This is a genomic window from Caballeronia sp. SBC1, from assembly GCF_011493005.1.
Lineage (GTDB): Bacteria > Pseudomonadota > Gammaproteobacteria > Burkholderiales > Burkholderiaceae > Caballeronia.
Genome location: NZ_CP049158.1, coordinates 246,283 through 261,977, shown reverse-complemented (window position 1 = coordinate 261,977; position 15,695 = coordinate 246,283). Strand labels below are relative to the sequence as shown.

General features: G+C 59.2%; 14 protein-coding genes. 8 read left to right on the top strand and 6 right to left on the bottom strand.

Annotated features, from left to right (window positions below):
* Positions 1–259 precede the first annotated feature (259 nt).
* A complete protein-coding gene (locus tag SBC1_RS28030; RefSeq protein ID WP_165102392.1) occupies positions 260–1,366 on the top strand; it encodes an aromatic ring-hydroxylating dioxygenase subunit alpha in 1,107 nt (368 codons plus the stop codon).
* Between the two features lie 78 nt (positions 1,367–1,444).
* On the opposite strand, the gene SBC1_RS28025 is transcribed toward SBC1_RS28030, so the two are convergent.
* A complete protein-coding gene (locus SBC1_RS28025; protein WP_241202350.1) occupies positions 1,445–2,389 on the bottom strand; it encodes a hypothetical protein in 945 nt (314 codons plus the stop codon).
* 377 nt (positions 2,390–2,766) lie between these two features.
* Here SBC1_RS28025 and SBC1_RS28020 point away from each other — a divergent pair, with 377 nt between their 5' ends.
* Positions 2,767–3,636 carry a sulfurtransferase gene (locus tag SBC1_RS28020; protein WP_165102389.1) on the top strand — a complete coding sequence of 290 codons (870 nt, stop codon included), beginning with the start codon at positions 2,767–2,769 and terminating at the stop codon, positions 3,634–3,636.
* A gap of 179 nt (positions 3,637–3,815) precedes the next feature.
* On the opposite strand, the gene SBC1_RS28015 is transcribed toward SBC1_RS28020, so the two are convergent.
* From SBC1_RS28015 to polA, 3 genes are all read right to left on the bottom strand, one after another.
* Entirely contained in the window at positions 3,816–4,691 is an 876-nt protein-coding gene (locus SBC1_RS28015) for a dienelactone hydrolase family protein (RefSeq protein WP_165102385.1), read from the bottom strand.
* A 223-nt stretch (positions 4,692–4,914) separates the two neighbouring features.
* On the bottom strand, positions 4,915–6,282 hold the full coding sequence (locus SBC1_RS28010) for an NAD(P)/FAD-dependent oxidoreductase (protein WP_165102378.1): 1,368 nt from the start codon (positions 6,280–6,282) through the stop codon (positions 4,915–4,917).
* Between the two features lie 74 nt (positions 6,283–6,356).
* Entirely contained in the window at positions 6,357–9,101 is a 2,745-nt protein-coding gene (gene polA / locus SBC1_RS28005) for a DNA polymerase I (RefSeq protein WP_165102375.1), read from the bottom strand.
* A 1-nt stretch (position 9,102) separates the two neighbouring features.
* On the opposite strand from polA, the gene SBC1_RS28000 reads away from it, so the two are divergent.
* Positions 9,103–9,852, top strand: a complete 750-nt coding sequence (locus SBC1_RS28000; protein ID WP_165102371.1) for a TIGR00730 family Rossman fold protein — start codon at positions 9,103–9,105, stop codon at positions 9,850–9,852.
* Positions 9,853–9,945: 93 nt separating this feature from the next.
* Here the strand turns inward: SBC1_RS28000 and SBC1_RS27995 are convergent, their stop codons facing one another.
* Entirely contained in the window at positions 9,946–11,478 is a 1,533-nt protein-coding gene (locus SBC1_RS27995) for an AMP nucleosidase (RefSeq protein WP_165102367.1), read from the bottom strand.
* A gap of 210 nt (positions 11,479–11,688) precedes the next feature.
* On the opposite strand from SBC1_RS27995, the gene SBC1_RS27990 reads away from it, so the two are divergent.
* The 5 genes from SBC1_RS27990 (at position 11,689) to SBC1_RS27970 (ending at position 15,252) form a co-directional block, all read left to right on the top strand.
* Positions 11,689–12,087, top strand: a complete 399-nt coding sequence (locus tag SBC1_RS27990; RefSeq protein WP_165102364.1) for a hypothetical protein — start codon at positions 11,689–11,691, stop codon at positions 12,085–12,087.
* A gap of 180 nt (positions 12,088–12,267) precedes the next feature.
* Positions 12,268–13,245 carry a homoserine kinase gene (locus SBC1_RS27985; protein WP_165102361.1) on the top strand — a complete coding sequence of 326 codons (978 nt, stop codon included), beginning with the start codon at positions 12,268–12,270 and terminating at the stop codon, positions 13,243–13,245.
* 3 nt (positions 13,246–13,248) lie between these two features.
* On the top strand, positions 13,249–14,067 hold the full coding sequence (locus tag SBC1_RS27980) for a BPSS1780 family membrane protein (RefSeq protein WP_165102358.1): 819 nt from the start codon (positions 13,249–13,251) through the stop codon (positions 14,065–14,067).
* 153 nt (positions 14,068–14,220) lie between these two features.
* Positions 14,221–14,673 carry a MarR family winged helix-turn-helix transcriptional regulator gene (locus tag SBC1_RS27975; RefSeq protein ID WP_165102354.1) on the top strand — a complete coding sequence of 151 codons (453 nt, stop codon included), beginning with the start codon at positions 14,221–14,223 and terminating at the stop codon, positions 14,671–14,673.
* A 159-nt stretch (positions 14,674–14,832) separates the two neighbouring features.
* Positions 14,833–15,252 (top strand): organic hydroperoxide resistance protein, encoded by a 420-nt coding sequence (locus tag SBC1_RS27970; RefSeq protein WP_165102351.1) that lies wholly within the window; start codon positions 14,833–14,835, stop codon positions 15,250–15,252.
* 170 nt (positions 15,253–15,422) lie between these two features.
* Here the strand turns inward: SBC1_RS27970 and SBC1_RS27965 are convergent, their stop codons facing one another.
* Entirely contained in the window at positions 15,423–15,596 is a 174-nt protein-coding gene (locus SBC1_RS27965; RefSeq protein WP_075645337.1) for a DUF3563 family protein, read from the bottom strand.
* Between the last annotated feature and the right edge of the window lie 99 nt (positions 15,597–15,695).

Below are 15,695 nucleotides of genomic sequence, written 5' to 3'. Positions count from 1 at the left end.
ACGGCAAAAGCTGCTTTTCCGACCTTCAGCGTGCTCTCACCCATGCCTATGGCCAATCTCAGGCCATTCCTGCCCATCTGTGACAAAGCGCAGAAAGGATGTCGCCGTGTGGAACTCCTCACCATGAATTGACCCAAATCAAGGCCTTAAGTGCCCCATTGAGGGGGTTTTCGGTATAATCGCGGGCTCCCCAAATCGAACTTTTCGAATTTTCGATGGTTGGGTTGTTCACTGCTTTCACGTCTTCACGGGAGTGGGAATGTCCAATCTGAGCAATGCATTGCAACTGAACGCAATTCACAGTCAGTTGCCAGTCACGGCTTACTTTGACGAAGCGCTTCTCAAGCGCGAAATCGACACGCTATTCAAACGCGGTCCTCGCTATATCGGGCACGAACTCATGGTGCCCGAGGCGGGAAGTTATTTTGCTTTGCCCGGCGAAGGCGAAGGGCGTCTGCTCGTCCGTAACAAACAGGACGAAATCGAGCTCCTCTCGAACGTGTGCCGCCACCGTCAGGCCATCATGCTCAACGGGCGCGGCACGGCGGAGAACATCGTGTGTCCGCTGCACCGCTGGACCTACGACCTCGACGGCCAGTTGCTCGGTGCGCCGCATTTCGCGGATAAACCTTGCCTGAACCTCGGCAAATCTCCCTTGCAGAACTGGCAGGGGCTGCTGTTCGAAGCGAGCGGGCGCGACGTCGCGGCCGACCTCGCCCGACTTGGGCCGTCCAGACATTTCGACTTTTCGGGCTTCATGTTCGATCACGTCGAAGTGCACGAGTGCAATTACAACTGGAAGAGCTTTATCGAGGTGTACCTCGAGGATTATCACGTCGCGCCGTTCCATCCGGGTCTGGGGAGCTTTGTTTCCTGCGACGACCTGACGTGGGAATTTGGTGACTGGTATAGCGTTCAGACGGTGGGCGTGCACAAGAACCTGGAAAAGCCGGGTAGCCCCACGTACCGTAAGTGGCACGACGAAGTGCTGCGCTTCCGAGACGGGAAACCGCCCGAATTCGGTGCTATATGGATGGTGTATTACCCCGGCATCATGATCGAGTGGTATCCGCATGTGCTCGTGGTGTCGTGGCTGATTCCGCAGGGTCCTCAGAAGACGACGAATATTGTCGAGTTCTATTATCCCGAGGAAATCGCGCTGTTCGAGCGTGACTTCATCGAGGCGGAACGGGCGGCGTATATGGAAACGGCGCGCGAGGACGACGAGATCGCCGAGCGCATGGACGCCGGAAGGCGCGCGCTGATGAATCGCGGCGAGTCGCAAGTCGGGCCGTACCAGAGCCCGATGGAGTCAGGGATGCAGCATTTTCATGAGTTCTTGCGGCGGCAGTTGGGCGATATTTGAGGGGGCGGGCGTCTCCGGTCAACAACACAGGCTATGAAAAAAACCCATCGGATCGATGGGTTTTTTTTCGGATTACGCCTAGATCAACGCGGCCTGCAAGGGTGCGCGATGCTCGTGGACCTTGAGGATGCGGAACTCAGTGCGTAGCGTGCCGTTGGCGACGGTCTGGATTTGTTGAAGGTCAACCACGAGCACGTCACCCTTTCCGAAGCGCTCCCCTGCGTTGACTTTATTCAGGAATTCACCGTCGTCCATGGCCGTAAAAAACGCCGACTGGCCATCGTGTACACGCCATTTGTTCTGGTCTTTAAACGTCACCGACTCGATCAGCAGCATTTTTCTCGAGGTGGAATCTGAGACCACATCCTCCTGCTCGTCCGCAAAGGCAAACGCCGCCAGTTCCACGCTGTCGATATCCAGGTCGATATCGTTTCCTCGGACCACACCGAAGCTCGTGACGCCGTCGAGTTCGAGCGGAGACAGTGCCTTTTGCAAGAAAACGCGCACGGCCCTCGTTTTATAAAGCCGGAAAACCGGCCTCGATACCTCCACCACTTCAGTTTCCGCCATCCAGACGCTGACGGATTCGCCATTATCTTCGATATGTTCGGGGCGCCGACCGCGCAATTGCCGGAGAAAACCGATCAGTCCGCCGCCACCAACAAGACCCACTACCGCCAGGATGGCCGAAGCATTGGACACCGCGGTCGCGGTCGAACTGGCAAACATGTCGCGCAATTGAACAAGCAGCGCCTGCGTGAAGATCAATTCGATCTGGAACGAGCCCGACTTGAAGTTGCCCTTGACCTCGACGCGGACATCTGCGGAATTGCCGTTGAGTTCTGTGTTGGCCGCCGAGAACAGATCGGCGATGGCGACGAGCGCGGGCGCAAGGTCGCGGATATTCATCCGGTGCTCGTCGAGCGCTGGGCCGTCGTAGACGACGTGGAATTGTTCGTGGTTGCTCATTGAGCCGGAGTTTATAACGGGCGGGACGGGAGCATCGGGTGATTTTGTCGCCATTCGCAATCCTGGGGTTTTCGGCTAGTTACGTAACGTAGGTAGCACGCTCGACTCGGAGCGAGCCCGGTGTCGAACAAGTTACGCATATGGATTGCGCATGCCTGAACAGTTGCGCGGTGATTGATACTGGCGGCAAAGAGCGGGACTCGATACACGAAACATCCTAATTCAGCGACGATTTTTCGTAATACCCCAACGCTCACCCCAACGCTTGCCGAGTGGACTAAGCCCGAGCGCAAGCTCTTCCGCCTGACCAGCAAAGACAAACATCAACGATGTGCTCAATCCTTTGTAGTTTTTGTTTAGACTTGAAACTTAACTACCGTAACGCGCCGTCCCTCGGCCCACCAAGCCGCGCGTTCGCTCCGGGAGCTGTCATGCCGCACACGCACCACACCACGCTTATTTCCGCGACCAATCTCGCCGAACGACTCGCCGCCGCGCCCGGTAGCGCGCTTATCGTCGATTGCCGCTTCGACCTCGCCGCGCCCGAAGCCGGGCAAGCCGCTTACGCAGCAGGACATATCCCGGGCGCGCATTATCTGCATCTCGACCGAGATTTGTCGGGCGCCAAGACAGGCAAGAACGGCCGCCATCCGTTGCCGGAACGTGCGGCGCTGGTCGCCACGCTCAAGCGCCTGGGCCTGAAGGAAGGCCAGCAAGTCATCACCTACGACGCTCAGGGCGGCATGTACGCGGCACGTCTCTGGTGGCTGTTGCGCTGGCTCGGCCATGATTCCGTCGCACTGCTCGACGGCGGCCTCAACGCATGGCAAGCGGCCGGCCAGCCCCTCGATACCGCGACCCCGGCCGAGTCCGAAGGCACGTTCAAGGCCGGCGCGCCCCTGGCCGTCACGTTCGACGTCGACGCTGTCGTACGCAACCTGGCCACGCACGAGCGTGTGCTGATCGATGCCCGCTCGGCGGACCGGTATCGCGGAGAGAACGAGACGCTCGATCCGGTCGGCGGCCATATTCCGGGTGCGCTGAACCGCTTTTTCAAGGACAACCTGAGCGCCGATGGCCGCTTTAAAACCGCGCACGAACTGCGCGAGGCATTTAGCGGGCTGCTTGGGGCGACATCGCCGGATCGGGTGGTGCTGCAATGTGGCTCGGGCGTGACAGCCTGCCATAACGCCCTGGCGATGGAGATTGCCGGCCTGCATGGCGCGGCGCTTTATGGGGGATCGTGGAGTGAATGGTGTGCTGACGCATCGCGGCCGGTGGCTACGGGGCCGGCGGCTTGAGATTTTTGCTTCGCCGGGAACTGATGCAAGAACGGGTACGTGGATGGGCGGCCGCCCAAGCCGCCCATAGCAAGAGACAAGAGCCCCGCGTTAGCAAAGCAGAGCGGCCACGTTCGGCGTTCGGCGTTCGGCAGTTGGAAACGACAAAACCGCGGCGACAGCGTCGCCGCCCTTGCCCCTCATTTCACGCCGTGCTCCCTGAACCACGCCAGCGCGCGCTTCCAGCCATCTTCCGCATCGGCTTTCCGGTAACTCGGCCGATAATCCGCGAAAAACGCATGCGGCGCGTCGTCATAAACCACGATCTGTGAGCCGCGCGCGACCGCCGGCCCCGACGCAATCGCCTGCTTCATCTGCTCGAGCGAGTCCTGCGGAATGCTTTGATCCAGCTTGCCGAAAAGGCCAAGTACCGGCGCCTTCAAGTTTGACGCGAGGTCGAGCGGATTCGCCGGATTGTTCGCCGTCTTGGGTCCCACTACGCGCCCGTACCAAACCACCGCCGCTTTAAGCTGCGGATTGCGCTCGGCATAAAGCCACGTGATCCGGCCACCCCAGCAAAAGCCCGTAATCCCAAGCCGATGCAAATCGCCGCCATGTTCGCCCGCCCAGGCAACGGTCGAGTCGATATCGGAGAGCACCTGGTCGTCTGGCACCTTGGAGACAAGCTGCTCGTTCAACTGCTGCATCGACGTGAATTTCGACGCGTCGCCTTCGCGTACATAAAGATCGGGCGCAACAGCCAGATAACCAAGTTTGGCGAAGCGCCGGCAGACATCGGCAATATGCTCGTGCACGCCGAAAATCTCGTGAATCACGATGATCACCGGCAAGTGCGTCTTACCTTTGGGCTGCGCACGATACGCGGGCACGAGCGTGCCGTCGGCGGCCTTGAACCCAACCGGGCCGGCTTCCAGACCGTCGCTATCGGTAATGATGGTTTGCGCGGAGACCGGCATCACGCAAGCGGCAAAACCGCTGCCGACCGCGGCCTTGATAAACGTGCGCCGGTTGAACGGGACATGGGGAACGAGGCTATCGATATCAGGCGTAAGCATGCAAAGCTCCAGCGGCATGGGCCGCGAAGGACCACTGGTCGATCACTGGCATGAGATGCCAGTGAACCAGACGTCCGGTACGGATAAGCCGCGCTACCGGCCGCCAAGCCGAAAGCACGGCAACGACTTCACGATAACTGCGCACAAAGCATTGCGACTACTTTAACCACTCTGAAGCGCACAAAGCGTCTCAAAGCCGGCTGCCCATTCTATCCAAACAGCTTCAATGCAGCTTGACGCGTGGCGCAGTGGAGCGCCGCAACCAATGAGCGACAGTATCAAGCGCCATGCGCGCCCAGCCGTGCAGCGCCGCAATATGCATGCGGTACAGCGATTGATACATGAATCGCGCGAACAGCCCTTCAATCAGCATATTGCCGCCGATCAGCCCACCCATCAGGCTCCCGACCGCGCTGAAATGCCCGAGCGACACAAGCGATCCAAAGTCTCGATACGTGTAGTCGGGCAACGGCTTGTCCTCAAGCCGGCGTTCCAGCGACTTCAGCAGAAAACTTGCCTGCTGATGCGCGGCTTGCGCACGCGGTGGCACGTTGCGCCCTTCTTTCTCGCCGCCGGGCCACGGACACGCGGCGCAATCGCCGAGAGCGAAAATGTTGTCGTCGGTTTCGGTTTGTAGCGTGCGGCGCACAATCAACTGGCCGAGCCGGTTGGTGGCCAAGCCGTCGAGTTTCGCGAGCACGCCCGGCGCGCGAATACCGGCCGCCCAGACGGTGAGATCGGCAGCAATAGTCTTGCCGCTTGCCGTGCGAATGGAGCCGCGCGACACTTCGGCCACCGTCTCGCCGGTCATCAGCGCGACGCCGAGCTTGTCCAGCAAGTCGGCGGTCGCGGTGGATACGCGCTCGGGCAACGCGGGCAGAATGCGCGGCCCGGCTTCGATCAGTACGATTCCGATATCGTGTTTCGGATCGAGCTTGTGCAGCCCGTAAGCGTGCAGTACTTGCGCCGTGTTGCGCAGTTCCGCCGATAACTCCACGCCCGTCGCCCCGCCGCCGACAATCGCCACCTGGATCCGTGGCTGCCTTGCCCCGGCATTGGAAGCGCCTGAGGCGCTGGTTGCTTCCGCCTCCGGCGCCCGATACTCCGCTCGAATACACGCCGCGATCAGCCGTTTGCGGAACAACTCGGCCTGATCGACGGTATCGAGGGCGAGCGAATTTTCCTGCGCGCCCTGGACGCCGAAAAAGGCCGTCGTGCTGCCGATCGCCACAATCAACGTGTCGTACTCCAGATCACGCTGCGGCATCAACTCACCGGCTTCGTCGTCGAGAAGGGGGGCGAGCGTGACACGTTTGGCTGTCCGGTCGATGCCAAGCAAATCGCCCTGCTGGAACTCGAAACCATGCCAGCGCGCCTGCGCCGCATACGGCAATTCCTGCGAGAACGGGTCCATGCTGCCGGCCGCGACCTCGTGCAGCAACGGTTTCCAGATATGCGTGGAATTGCGGTCGATCAGCGTGACTTGCGCACGCGGCGTGCGTTTGCTGTCTGCGCTGCCGAACTTGTCACCAAGACGCGTGGCCAGTTCAAGCCCGCCCGCTCCGCCGCCGACGATGATGAAACGATGCATTCAGACTCCCCTATGACATCATTCAAAACTAGCTGCTTGGGCCACCCGGCACGCTCAATCGCCTCAGTGGGCCCTCAGTGGGCTTCTTCCCAGTTATTGCCCACCCCGACTTCCGCCACCAGCGGCACCTTCAGTTTGGCAACGCCGCACATCAACTCCGGCAGGCGCTTGCGGACTTCAGGCAACTCGGCTTCGGGCACTTCGAGCACGAGTTCGTCGTGGACCTGCATGATCATCTTGGTCTGACTCTTCGATGCTTCCAGCCAATCCTGCACGGCGATCATTGAAAGCTTGATGAGGTCCGCCGCCGTGCCTTGCATGGGCGCGTTGATCGCTGCACGCTCGGCACCTTGCCGGCGCGGTCCGCTGCCACCGTTGATCTCGGGCAGCCACAAGCGCCGTCCGAACACGGTCTCGACAAAACCATCGCGCTTCGCCTTCGTACGCGTTTCTTCCATGTAGTTGGCGACACCCGGATAGCGCAGGAAATAGCGGTCGATATAAAGCTTCGCCGCATCGCGCGAAATGCCGATATTCGATGCCAGCCCGAACGCGCTCATGCCGTAGATCAAGCCGAAGTTGATGACCTTCGCAATGCGCCGCTGATCGCTCGACACCTCAATAGGCGTGACGCTGAAAATCTCCGCCGCGGTCGCCCGATGCACGTCCTCGCCTTCGGCGAACGAGCGCATCAGCGACGGATCGCCGGAGATATGCGCCATGATCCGCAACTCGATCTGCGAGTAATCCGCCGACACAATCTTGCTGCCCGGCGGCGCAATGAACGCCTCACGAATCCGCCGGCCTTCGCCCGTACGCACCGGAATATTCTGCAGGTTCGGCTCATTCGACGAGAGCCGCCCCGTCACTGCCACCGCCTGCGCATAGTTCGTATGCACACGGCCGGTCTTGGCGTTGACCATGCGCGGCAGCTTGTCCGTGTAAGTAGACTTCAGCTTCGACAAGCCACGATGCTCCAACAGGATCTTCGGCAACGGATAATCTTCGGCGAGCTTCTGCAGCACTTCTTCGTCGGTGGAAGGCGCGCCGCTCGGGGTTTTCTTGACCACCGGCAATTGCAGCTTCTCGAAGAAAATCTGGCCGATCTGTTTCGGCGAACCCAGATTGAATTCGCCGCCCGCGAGCATGTACGCCTCGGCTTCCAACTGAATCAGACGCGTGGCGATCTGGCCGCTTTGCACGCGCAGCAATTCGCCGTCGATCAGCACGCCATTACGCTCCATCTTGCGCAACACGCGTGACGTCGGCATTTCAATGTCGCGATACACCTTCAGCAATTGCGCTTCATCGGCGAGTTGCGGATAAAGCGCTTGATGCAGCCGCAATGTGATGTCCGCGTCTTCCGCTGCGTAGGGCGCGGCCTGGTCCAGCGCCACTTCGTCGAAGCCGATCTGCGAAGCGCCCTTGCCCGCCACCTCTTCATACTTGATGGTCTTCGCGCCCAGATGCCGCAGCGCGAGATTGTCCATGTCGTGGGGCCGGTGCGACTCCAGCACATACGATTGCAACAGCGTGTCATGCTCGACGCCGTTCAATTCAATGCCGTAGTTCGCCAGCACTTGCTCATCGTATTTCAGATGCTGACCGACCTTCTTCTTCGACGGATCTTCCAGCCACGATTTAAGCTTTTGCAGGACTTCATCGCGCGGCAGTTGCAGCGGCGCGTCCGGCCCGCGATGCGCGACCGGAATATAAGCCGCATGCCCCGGCTCAACCGACACAGACAACCCGACGAGTTGCGCGAGCATGGGGTCGAGCGCGGTCGTTTCGGTATCGAAGGAAGTCAGCTCGGCGGCGTTGATGCGCGCGAGCCATTCGTCGAATTGCTCCCATGTCTGCACGGTGTCGTAATGCCGCTCCATTTCGGTGGCCGGCGCGGGTGGCGTTGGCGTGTCCTCGGGACCTTCCACCGCATCCGCAATTTCCACTTCCCGCAGCCAGGTCTTGAAACCGTGGCGTGTGAACAGGTCGCGCAGTTCGTCGCGGGCCTCGGGCCGCGCCGGAAGCGTTTCCTCGATCGACACGATCTGCTCCGTCAGGTCGCATTCCGTCTGTACGGTAACCAGCCTTTTCGCCAGGGGGAGGAACGGCAAAGCCTTGCGCAGATTGTCTCCCACCGCACCTTTTATTTCGTCCGCGTGTGCCACGATGCCATCAAGGGTTTCGTATTGTGCAAGCCATTTCAACGCCGTCTTCGGCCCGCACTTTTCGACACCCGGTACGTTATCGACCGTATCGCCGATGAGCGAGAGATAGTCGACGATCCGCTCAGGCGGCACGCCGAACTTACCCAGCACCCCGGCGCGATCGAGCGTCTCGTTGGACATCGTATTGATGAGGGTGACATGATCCGTCACAAGCTGCGCCAGATCCTTGTCCCCGGTCGACACGACCACTTTCATGCCGCGCTTTTCGGCGGCAACCGCAAGCGTGCCAATGACGTCGTCGGCCTCCACGCCCTCGATCATCACCAGCGGCCAGCCGAGCGCTCGCACGATCACGTGGATGGGCTCTATCTGTTTCGAGAGGTCATCAGGCATGGACGGCCGGTTTGCCTTGTAATCCGGGTACCAGTCGTCGCGAAATGTCTTGCCCTTGGCGTCGAATACGCACGCGCTATACTCTGCATTGATGTCCTTTCGCAACCGCCGCAGCATGTTGATCATTCCATACAGCGCGCCGGTTGGACCGCCGTCAGGCCCGCGCAAATCCGGCATGGCGTGGTAGGCCCGATAGAGATAGCTGGATCCGTCGACCAATAGCAGGGTCTTACCTTCAAGATTAAGTTCTTCAGGCATTATGAACAAAAGAAAAGTGATTCCGAGTCTGCGATCGCTCGCAGATCAAGAGCGCGCGACGGCCAAGAAGGCCCGCGCATCGTGGCAGATGTTCACGATTATGGCAGAGTTTATCGAGGCGACCGAGTACCTGTCGGAGATCCGCCCTGCCATCAGCATCTATGGTTCGGCGCGCCTGAAACCGGAGTCGCCGTACTACCAGCTCACCATAGAGATCGCGCAAAAATTCTCCGACGCCGGCTTCGCCGTCATCTCCGGCGGCGGCCCCGGCATCATGGAGGCGGCCAACAAGGGCGCCCATGCGGGAAAGTCGCCGTCGGTGGGGCTGAACATCGAGTTGCCGCACGAGCAGTCGGGCAACCAGTGGCAGGACATCTCGCTGCGCTTCCGGCACTTCTTCACGCGCAAGGTCACGTTCGTGAAGAATTCGGACGCCGTGGTGGTCATGCCGGGCGGTTTCGGTACGCTCGATGAAATGGCCGAGGTGCTGACGCTGATCCAGACCAAGAAGTCGCGGCACGTGCCTATCGTGCTGGTAGGCGCCGAGTTCTGGGAAGGCTTGCTCGCGTGGTTCCGCAACACACTTGTTCCGACCGGCGTGATCAGCGCGAAGGATCTGGATTTGATGCAGGTGATCGACGACCCGGATCAGGTGCTGGAAGCGGTGCTGCAGTTCTACGAAGACCGGGAGACAGCCGAGGAACAACCGGCCGAAGGCAAGTCGGACGAAGACCGGATGTTCTATCTTTGAGGTTTTGATAGCGGGTCTGACTGCATAAGCACTCGCTGAGCGGCTCCTTTCGGAGCCGCTTTTTGCGTTGTTGGAATGCCCTATTGGAACGCCTTATTGGAACGCGACTTCAGCAAAACCTCGCAACTTCCGGCTATGCAGTTTCGATAGCCCGTTCATCCGCAGCAACTCCATTGCCTTGACGCCGATCTGCAAGTGCTGATCCACCTGCGCACGATAAAACTGGTCAGCCATGCCGGGCAATTTCAATTCGCCATGCAAGGGTTTATCGGAGACGCAAAGCAAGGTTCCGTAAGGCACGCGAAAACGGAATCCATTGGCCGCAATGGTTGCGCTTTCCATATCGAGCGCAATCGCCCGGCTTTGCGACAAACGCTGTACCGGCTCACGATGATCGCGTAACTCCCAGTTACGGTTATCCACGCTCGCGACGGTTCCCGTGCGCATGACGTGCTTCAAATCCACGCCTTCGAGTTTCGTCACTTGCGCGACCGCGCTCTCCAGCGCGACCTGGACTTCAGCCAATGCGGGAATGGGGATCCATAAGGGCAAATCGGCGTCGAGCACGTGATCTTCACGCACATAACCATGCGCCAGCACATAGTCGCCCAGGCGTTGCGTATTCCTCAATCCCGCGCAATGCCCAAGCATGATCCACGCATGCGGCCGAAGTACCGCGATATGGTCCGTGATCGTCTTCGCATTCGACGGTCCCACGCCAATATTGACCATGGTGATGCCGCTGCCATCGGCGCGTTTCAAATGATAGGCGGGCATTTGCGGCAGCCGAAGAGGCGCCACGCCCTGCTGCTCCTCTTGCGAATCACCAAGGTTCTCATTGCCCGTAATCACGTCGCCGGGTTCCACGAACGACATATATTCGCTTCTATACGCCCGTGTTTCCTCATCGTCCGAGCGGGACATGATCCTGCGTCCGAGCTTCACGAATTCATCGATATAAAACTGGTAGTTCGTGTAAAGCACGTAGTTCTGGAAATGCGTGGGCGAAGTCGCGGTGTAATGCTTCAGCCGATGCAAGGAGAAATCCACGCGCGCCGCCGTGAACAATGCGAGCGGATGCGGCTCGCCCGCAACTGGTTCATTCGTACCGTTCGCAATGCGGTCGTCGAGGAGCGCGAGATCGGGCATATCGAAGATATTGCGCATGGCGAGCAGCCGGTCGCGATCGAGGTCGCCTTCCAGGTGAATGCCTTCCGCAAACGCGAAGTGAATGGGCACGGGTTGCGCCGACACACCCACCTCAATCCCGACATGATGATTCTTGGTAAGAAGCCGCACTTGCTCGCGATAATAATGGCCGAATAAATCCGGCCGTGTCAGCGTAGTTTCGAAAATACCCGGCCCGGCGACAAAGCCATATGAACGGCGTGAATCAATTTGCGTATTCAACTCGGTACGCACACGCACGAACGGATAACACGCTCGCACGCGATGTGAAAAAGGTTCGTTCTTTCTATAGCGCGCGAAAGCGTCTCGCAGGAAAGAGGTGTTGGCTTCGTAGATTGCGGATACCCGCGCAACCGCGGCCACGGGGTCGTCGAAAGACTCCGTCGGAAAGTTGTTGGCAGGCGTGGAATGGCTGGCTTGAGTCCGGTCGTTTGTCATGATCTTGTGCGCTCTTGTGATGAATCGACATTAACACGGAAGAACAACACGCCCATGAACACCCCTCAAGGCGATGCGTTTCTTCAACACGTTCCGCCACGCCAACACGCTTTCAATGAAACCAGCGCAAAATAAGGCTTTTGGGAGGGGCTCAACGTCCCTTTAGCGAGTGCGTTTTGCTAAAATCGGGCACTCATCTGGAGAAACATCATGAACCCGCTTCAATCTGTCGCCATCGCGGCCATTCTCGCCGCAGCCAGCATGGGCGCCTATGCGCAATCGGCCCCCGCGACGGATAGTCCTCCGGCGCACGTCATGTCGCCTGAAGAGAATGCCGGGCTGCCGGACCTGAGGGCCATCAACCGGCCCGCCGCACAAGTCACGTCGAAGGTCGAAATTTCGCCGCCACGCCTGCCGAGCTATCACGAAGAGAGCACGAACGGCACTGAAATCACGGAGTACCGTGACAAAGGCAAACCTGTGGAAATCAACGTGCGCTCGAATTTCGGCACGCGTTATTCAATGAGCGCGCCCGCCGACACGTCGCCTACCGTCCGCGACAACGGCAAAGCCAGCACGCGCCTGCCTTCGTGGAACCTGAAGTACTGAGCGTTTGCTGAAGGTTGTTGAGTACTTGCTGAGTGTTTGTTCCGTGCTCAACAACCTGCGACCGCTGCCCGTTTCATCTGCCGTGCCCTGCCCCGCGCCGCCGTTTCCGCGGCAACGCAACGCCTGACTGACGCGTCCGTCGGTCATCCTGCATGTTCAACCTCACCAAAGCTCTCCCGCATGGCCGTATTCACCGCTGTCACCGATTCCCAGCTCACCGACTGGCTGCAACACTACGAACTCGGCGAAGCCGTCGATTTCCGCGGCATTGCATCCGGTATCGAGAACAGCAACTTCTTCCTGACGACCACGCGCGGCGAGTATGTGCTGACGATCTTCGAGAACCTCACGGCCACGCAATTGCCGTTTTATCTCGATTTGATGCGCCATCTGGCCTCGCACGCCGTGCCGGTGCCGGACCCCATGCCACGTCGCGACGGCGCGCTTTTCGGCATGCTGAACGGCAAGCCGGCAGCAATCGTGACGAAACTGGACGGCGCGCCGGAACTGACGCCGGGTCCCTTGCATTGCATCGAAGTAGGCCAGATGTTGGCGCGGCTTCATCTGGCCGGCCGGGATTTCCCCGCGTATCAGCCGAACTTGCGAAGCCTCGCGTGGTGGCAAGAGAACGTGCCTGCGGTGCTATCGCATTTAAGCGACGCGCAGCGCACGCTGGTCACAAGCGAACTCGCGCATCAGGCGGCGTTTTTTGCATCGGAAGAGTATCGGTCCCTGCCAGAAGGCCCATGCCATTGCGACCTGTTCCGCGACAATGTGCTGTTCGCGCATCCGACGGCGGATGAAACGCGGCTCGGCGGGTTCTTCGACTTCTATTTCGCCGGCAACGACAAATGGCTCTTCGATGTCGCCGTGTGCGTGAACGATTGGTGCGTCGATCTGGCAACTGGCGCGCTGGATATCGCGCGGGTCGACGCGTTGCTGCGCGCCTATCAGACAGTGCGGCCGTTCACGCCGGCCGAAACGCATCACTGGAACGACATGCTGCGCGCGGGCGCGTTGCGCTTCTGGGTATCGCGTCTTTATGATTTTTACCGGCCACGCGAAGCCGAGATGCTAAAACCACATGATCCCGGCCATTTCGAACGCATTTTGCGCGAGCGCATCAAAGTTGCGCCTCCTCCCGTTCACGGTAATTAATCAATGCAATTGATCGAAGTCCCCGCCAAAACCGGTTATGTGTGGTTCCGCCAGGGTATCTGGCTGTTTCGCCGGAATCCGCTCGCGTTTCTCACGGTGTTCTTCGCCTATCTGTTTGCCATGACGCTGATCTCGCGGCTGCCGCTGATTGGTCCCGTGCTGCCGCTGCTGCTGATTCCAGGCGTGGCCGTAGGGTTCATGGTGGCTTGCCGCAATACGATCGCCAAGAAACCGGTGTGGCCGACGGTGCTTATCGACGGCTTTCGTGCCTACGGGCAGATCGTCGCGCGCCGCCTGCTTGTGCTGGGCGTGATCTACGTGGCAGCCATGGGTTTGATCTTCGCCGCGTCCGCGCTGGCCGACGGCGGCTTGCTGCTCAACATGATGCTCGGCAACGGCCCGGCTGGCGATCCGGAAACCGTGGCCGCAAGCTTCAACCCGCTCGCGGTGCTGGTCGCCATGGTCTGCTATCTGCCGGTCGCCATGCTGTTCTGGTTCGCGCCTATTCTTGTCGCGTGGCACGACGTGCCGCCGGTAAAAGCGCTGTTTTTCAGCTTCGTCAGTTGCTGGCGCAATCGCGGTGCGTTTGTCATCTACGGCGTGTTGTGGATTGGTATTGCGCTCGCGGTGTCGTTTGGACTCAGCGCGTTGATGCAGGTGCTCGGTGCTGCGCAAGACATGGCCCTCGCGGTGTTGATGCCAGCGTCCATCCTCGTGACAACTGCATTGTATTGCTCGTTTTACGCCACGTATCGCGGCTGTTTCGGTGTGCAATCGGAAGATTCACCTGATATCCCGGATCCGTCCGAACCGCCGGTGTGAGTCTTTGCCGATAATCGAACGCCGATGACCATTTAGTCATCGGCGTTTTGTTTTGTTGCGTGTCGGGAAGCCGGACGCGCTGCTTCCTTAGTGTGCTAAATATTTGCGTACACTATCGTCATATTCGTTTTAGCGCACTCAGGCGCGACCGTCATGACCTCTTCCCCGCAATTCCCGCTCGAACTCGACGCCCAGCTTTGCTTTGCGCTGTACTCGACCTCGCTCGCGATGACCAAGACGTACAAACCGCTGCTGGACAAAGTCGGGCTGACCTATCCGCAGTACCTGACCATGTTGGTGTTGTGGCAAAGCGACGACCTGACCGTCAAACAGATGGCCGAAAGGCTCAGCCTCGATTCGGCGACCATGACGCCGCTGCTCAAGCGTCTTGAGGCGCAAGGGTACGTCAAGCGCGTGCGGGGTCTTGAAGACGAACGGCAAGTGCATATCCATCTTACCGACGCCGGCCGTGACCTGAAGAAGGCCATCCGCGATATTCCCGGCGAGATCTACTGCGCGGCCGGATCGGACGCCGACCGGCTCATCAAACTGCGTGACGATCTGATGCGACTGCGCGCGTCGCTGATGGAACACAACGAAGCCTAAACCGCCGATAGTTATAACCAATCGTTCGTACATCAATTTAGTTTGCACGCAAATTATTATCGCGATATATTTATTTCCGTTGGCACCGCATTACCGAACTTAGACCTGCAGTACCCTCTTTCTGCCGCCGCGCGGCAAACCACTGAACAGGAGAAGATCATGAGCATTCTTTACACAGCAACGGCAACGAGCACGGGTGGCCGCGACGGCCGGGCAGTATCGTCGGATGAAAATCTGGACGTGAAATTGAGCGCGCCGAAAGAATTGGGCGGCTCGGGCGCAGCCGGCACGAACCCGGAACAACTGTTTGCCGCTGGCTATTCAGCCTGTTTCCTGAGCGCGATGAAGTTTGTTGCCGGTCAGCAGAAGAAGACCATTCCCGCCGACACGACCGTCACCGCCGACGTAGGCGTGGGCCCGAACGACAAGGGCGGCTTCGCACTGGACGTTGAATTGCGTGTTTCATTGCCGGGACTCGATGCAGCGGAAGCGCAAAAACTAGTAGAGACGGCCCATCAGGTGTGCCCGTACTCGAACGCGACGCGCAATAACGTCGACGTGCGCGTGAAGTTGGTCTAAGCAAAGCGAGGGCGCTTGAGCGGTGGAAACACCGCGCCTCTCGCTCCCGTAAGCGATCTCCAGACGCAAAAATGCCGGCCTTCGTGGCCGGCATTTTTTTGCTTCGACAACACCGTCTTCGGCGTGACGAATCCTGCTTGTCCTTTTACTGACTTCGAATTACTGCCGAATTACTGTGCGAGCCACGAGGGATGACGCGACGATGCGCGACGATCCAGCTTCTGCATGCGGTATTCGAGGTCGTAAATGTCAGTGGCTTCGGCCAAATAGGCGTCGTTACGTTCCTTGTCACGCTGGTCGGCGGATTTCGTCAGGAACAGAAAGAGGCGGCTGAGCAGATACATGGTGAACCTCGCTTGAATGATTAGGGTAATTACCTAGTGCTTTGAACAAAGTATAGGGTAATCCCTAATCAAATGCTAGTGCTCAAAAAAGAATCTCGT

Excerpts from the sequence above, each read along its gene's own strand:
- SBC1_RS28030 (WP_165102392.1), top strand. The coding sequence starts at position 260 with ATGTCCAATCTGAGCAATGCATTGCAACTGAACGCAATTCACAGTCAG.
- SBC1_RS28025 (WP_241202350.1), bottom strand. The coding sequence starts at position 2,389 with ATGGCGACAAAATCACCCGATGCTCCCGTCCCGCCCGTTATAAACTCC.
- SBC1_RS28020 (WP_165102389.1), top strand. The coding sequence starts at position 2,767 with ATGCCGCACACGCACCACACCACGCTTATTTCCGCGACCAATCTCGCC.
- SBC1_RS28015 (WP_165102385.1), bottom strand. The coding sequence starts at position 4,691 with ATGCTTACGCCTGATATCGATAGCCTCGTTCCCCATGTCCCGTTCAAC.
- SBC1_RS28010 (WP_165102378.1), bottom strand. The coding sequence starts at position 6,282 with ATGCATCGTTTCATCATCGTCGGCGGCGGAGCGGGCGGGCTTGAACTG.
- polA (WP_165102375.1), bottom strand. The coding sequence starts at position 9,101 with ATGCCTGAAGAACTTAATCTTGAAGGTAAGACCCTGCTATTGGTCGAC.
- SBC1_RS28000 (WP_165102371.1), top strand. The coding sequence starts at position 9,103 with ATGAACAAAAGAAAAGTGATTCCGAGTCTGCGATCGCTCGCAGATCAA.
- SBC1_RS27995 (WP_165102367.1), bottom strand. The coding sequence starts at position 11,478 with ATGACAAACGACCGGACTCAAGCCAGCCATTCCACGCCTGCCAACAAC.
- SBC1_RS27990 (WP_165102364.1), top strand. The coding sequence starts at position 11,689 with ATGAACCCGCTTCAATCTGTCGCCATCGCGGCCATTCTCGCCGCAGCC.
- SBC1_RS27985 (WP_165102361.1), top strand. The coding sequence starts at position 12,268 with ATGGCCGTATTCACCGCTGTCACCGATTCCCAGCTCACCGACTGGCTG.
- SBC1_RS27980 (WP_165102358.1), top strand. The coding sequence starts at position 13,249 with ATGCAATTGATCGAAGTCCCCGCCAAAACCGGTTATGTGTGGTTCCGC.
- SBC1_RS27975 (WP_165102354.1), top strand. The coding sequence starts at position 14,221 with ATGACCTCTTCCCCGCAATTCCCGCTCGAACTCGACGCCCAGCTTTGC.
- SBC1_RS27970 (WP_165102351.1), top strand. The coding sequence starts at position 14,833 with ATGAGCATTCTTTACACAGCAACGGCAACGAGCACGGGTGGCCGCGAC.
- SBC1_RS27965 (WP_075645337.1), bottom strand. The coding sequence starts at position 15,596 with ATGTATCTGCTCAGCCGCCTCTTTCTGTTCCTGACGAAATCCGCCGAC.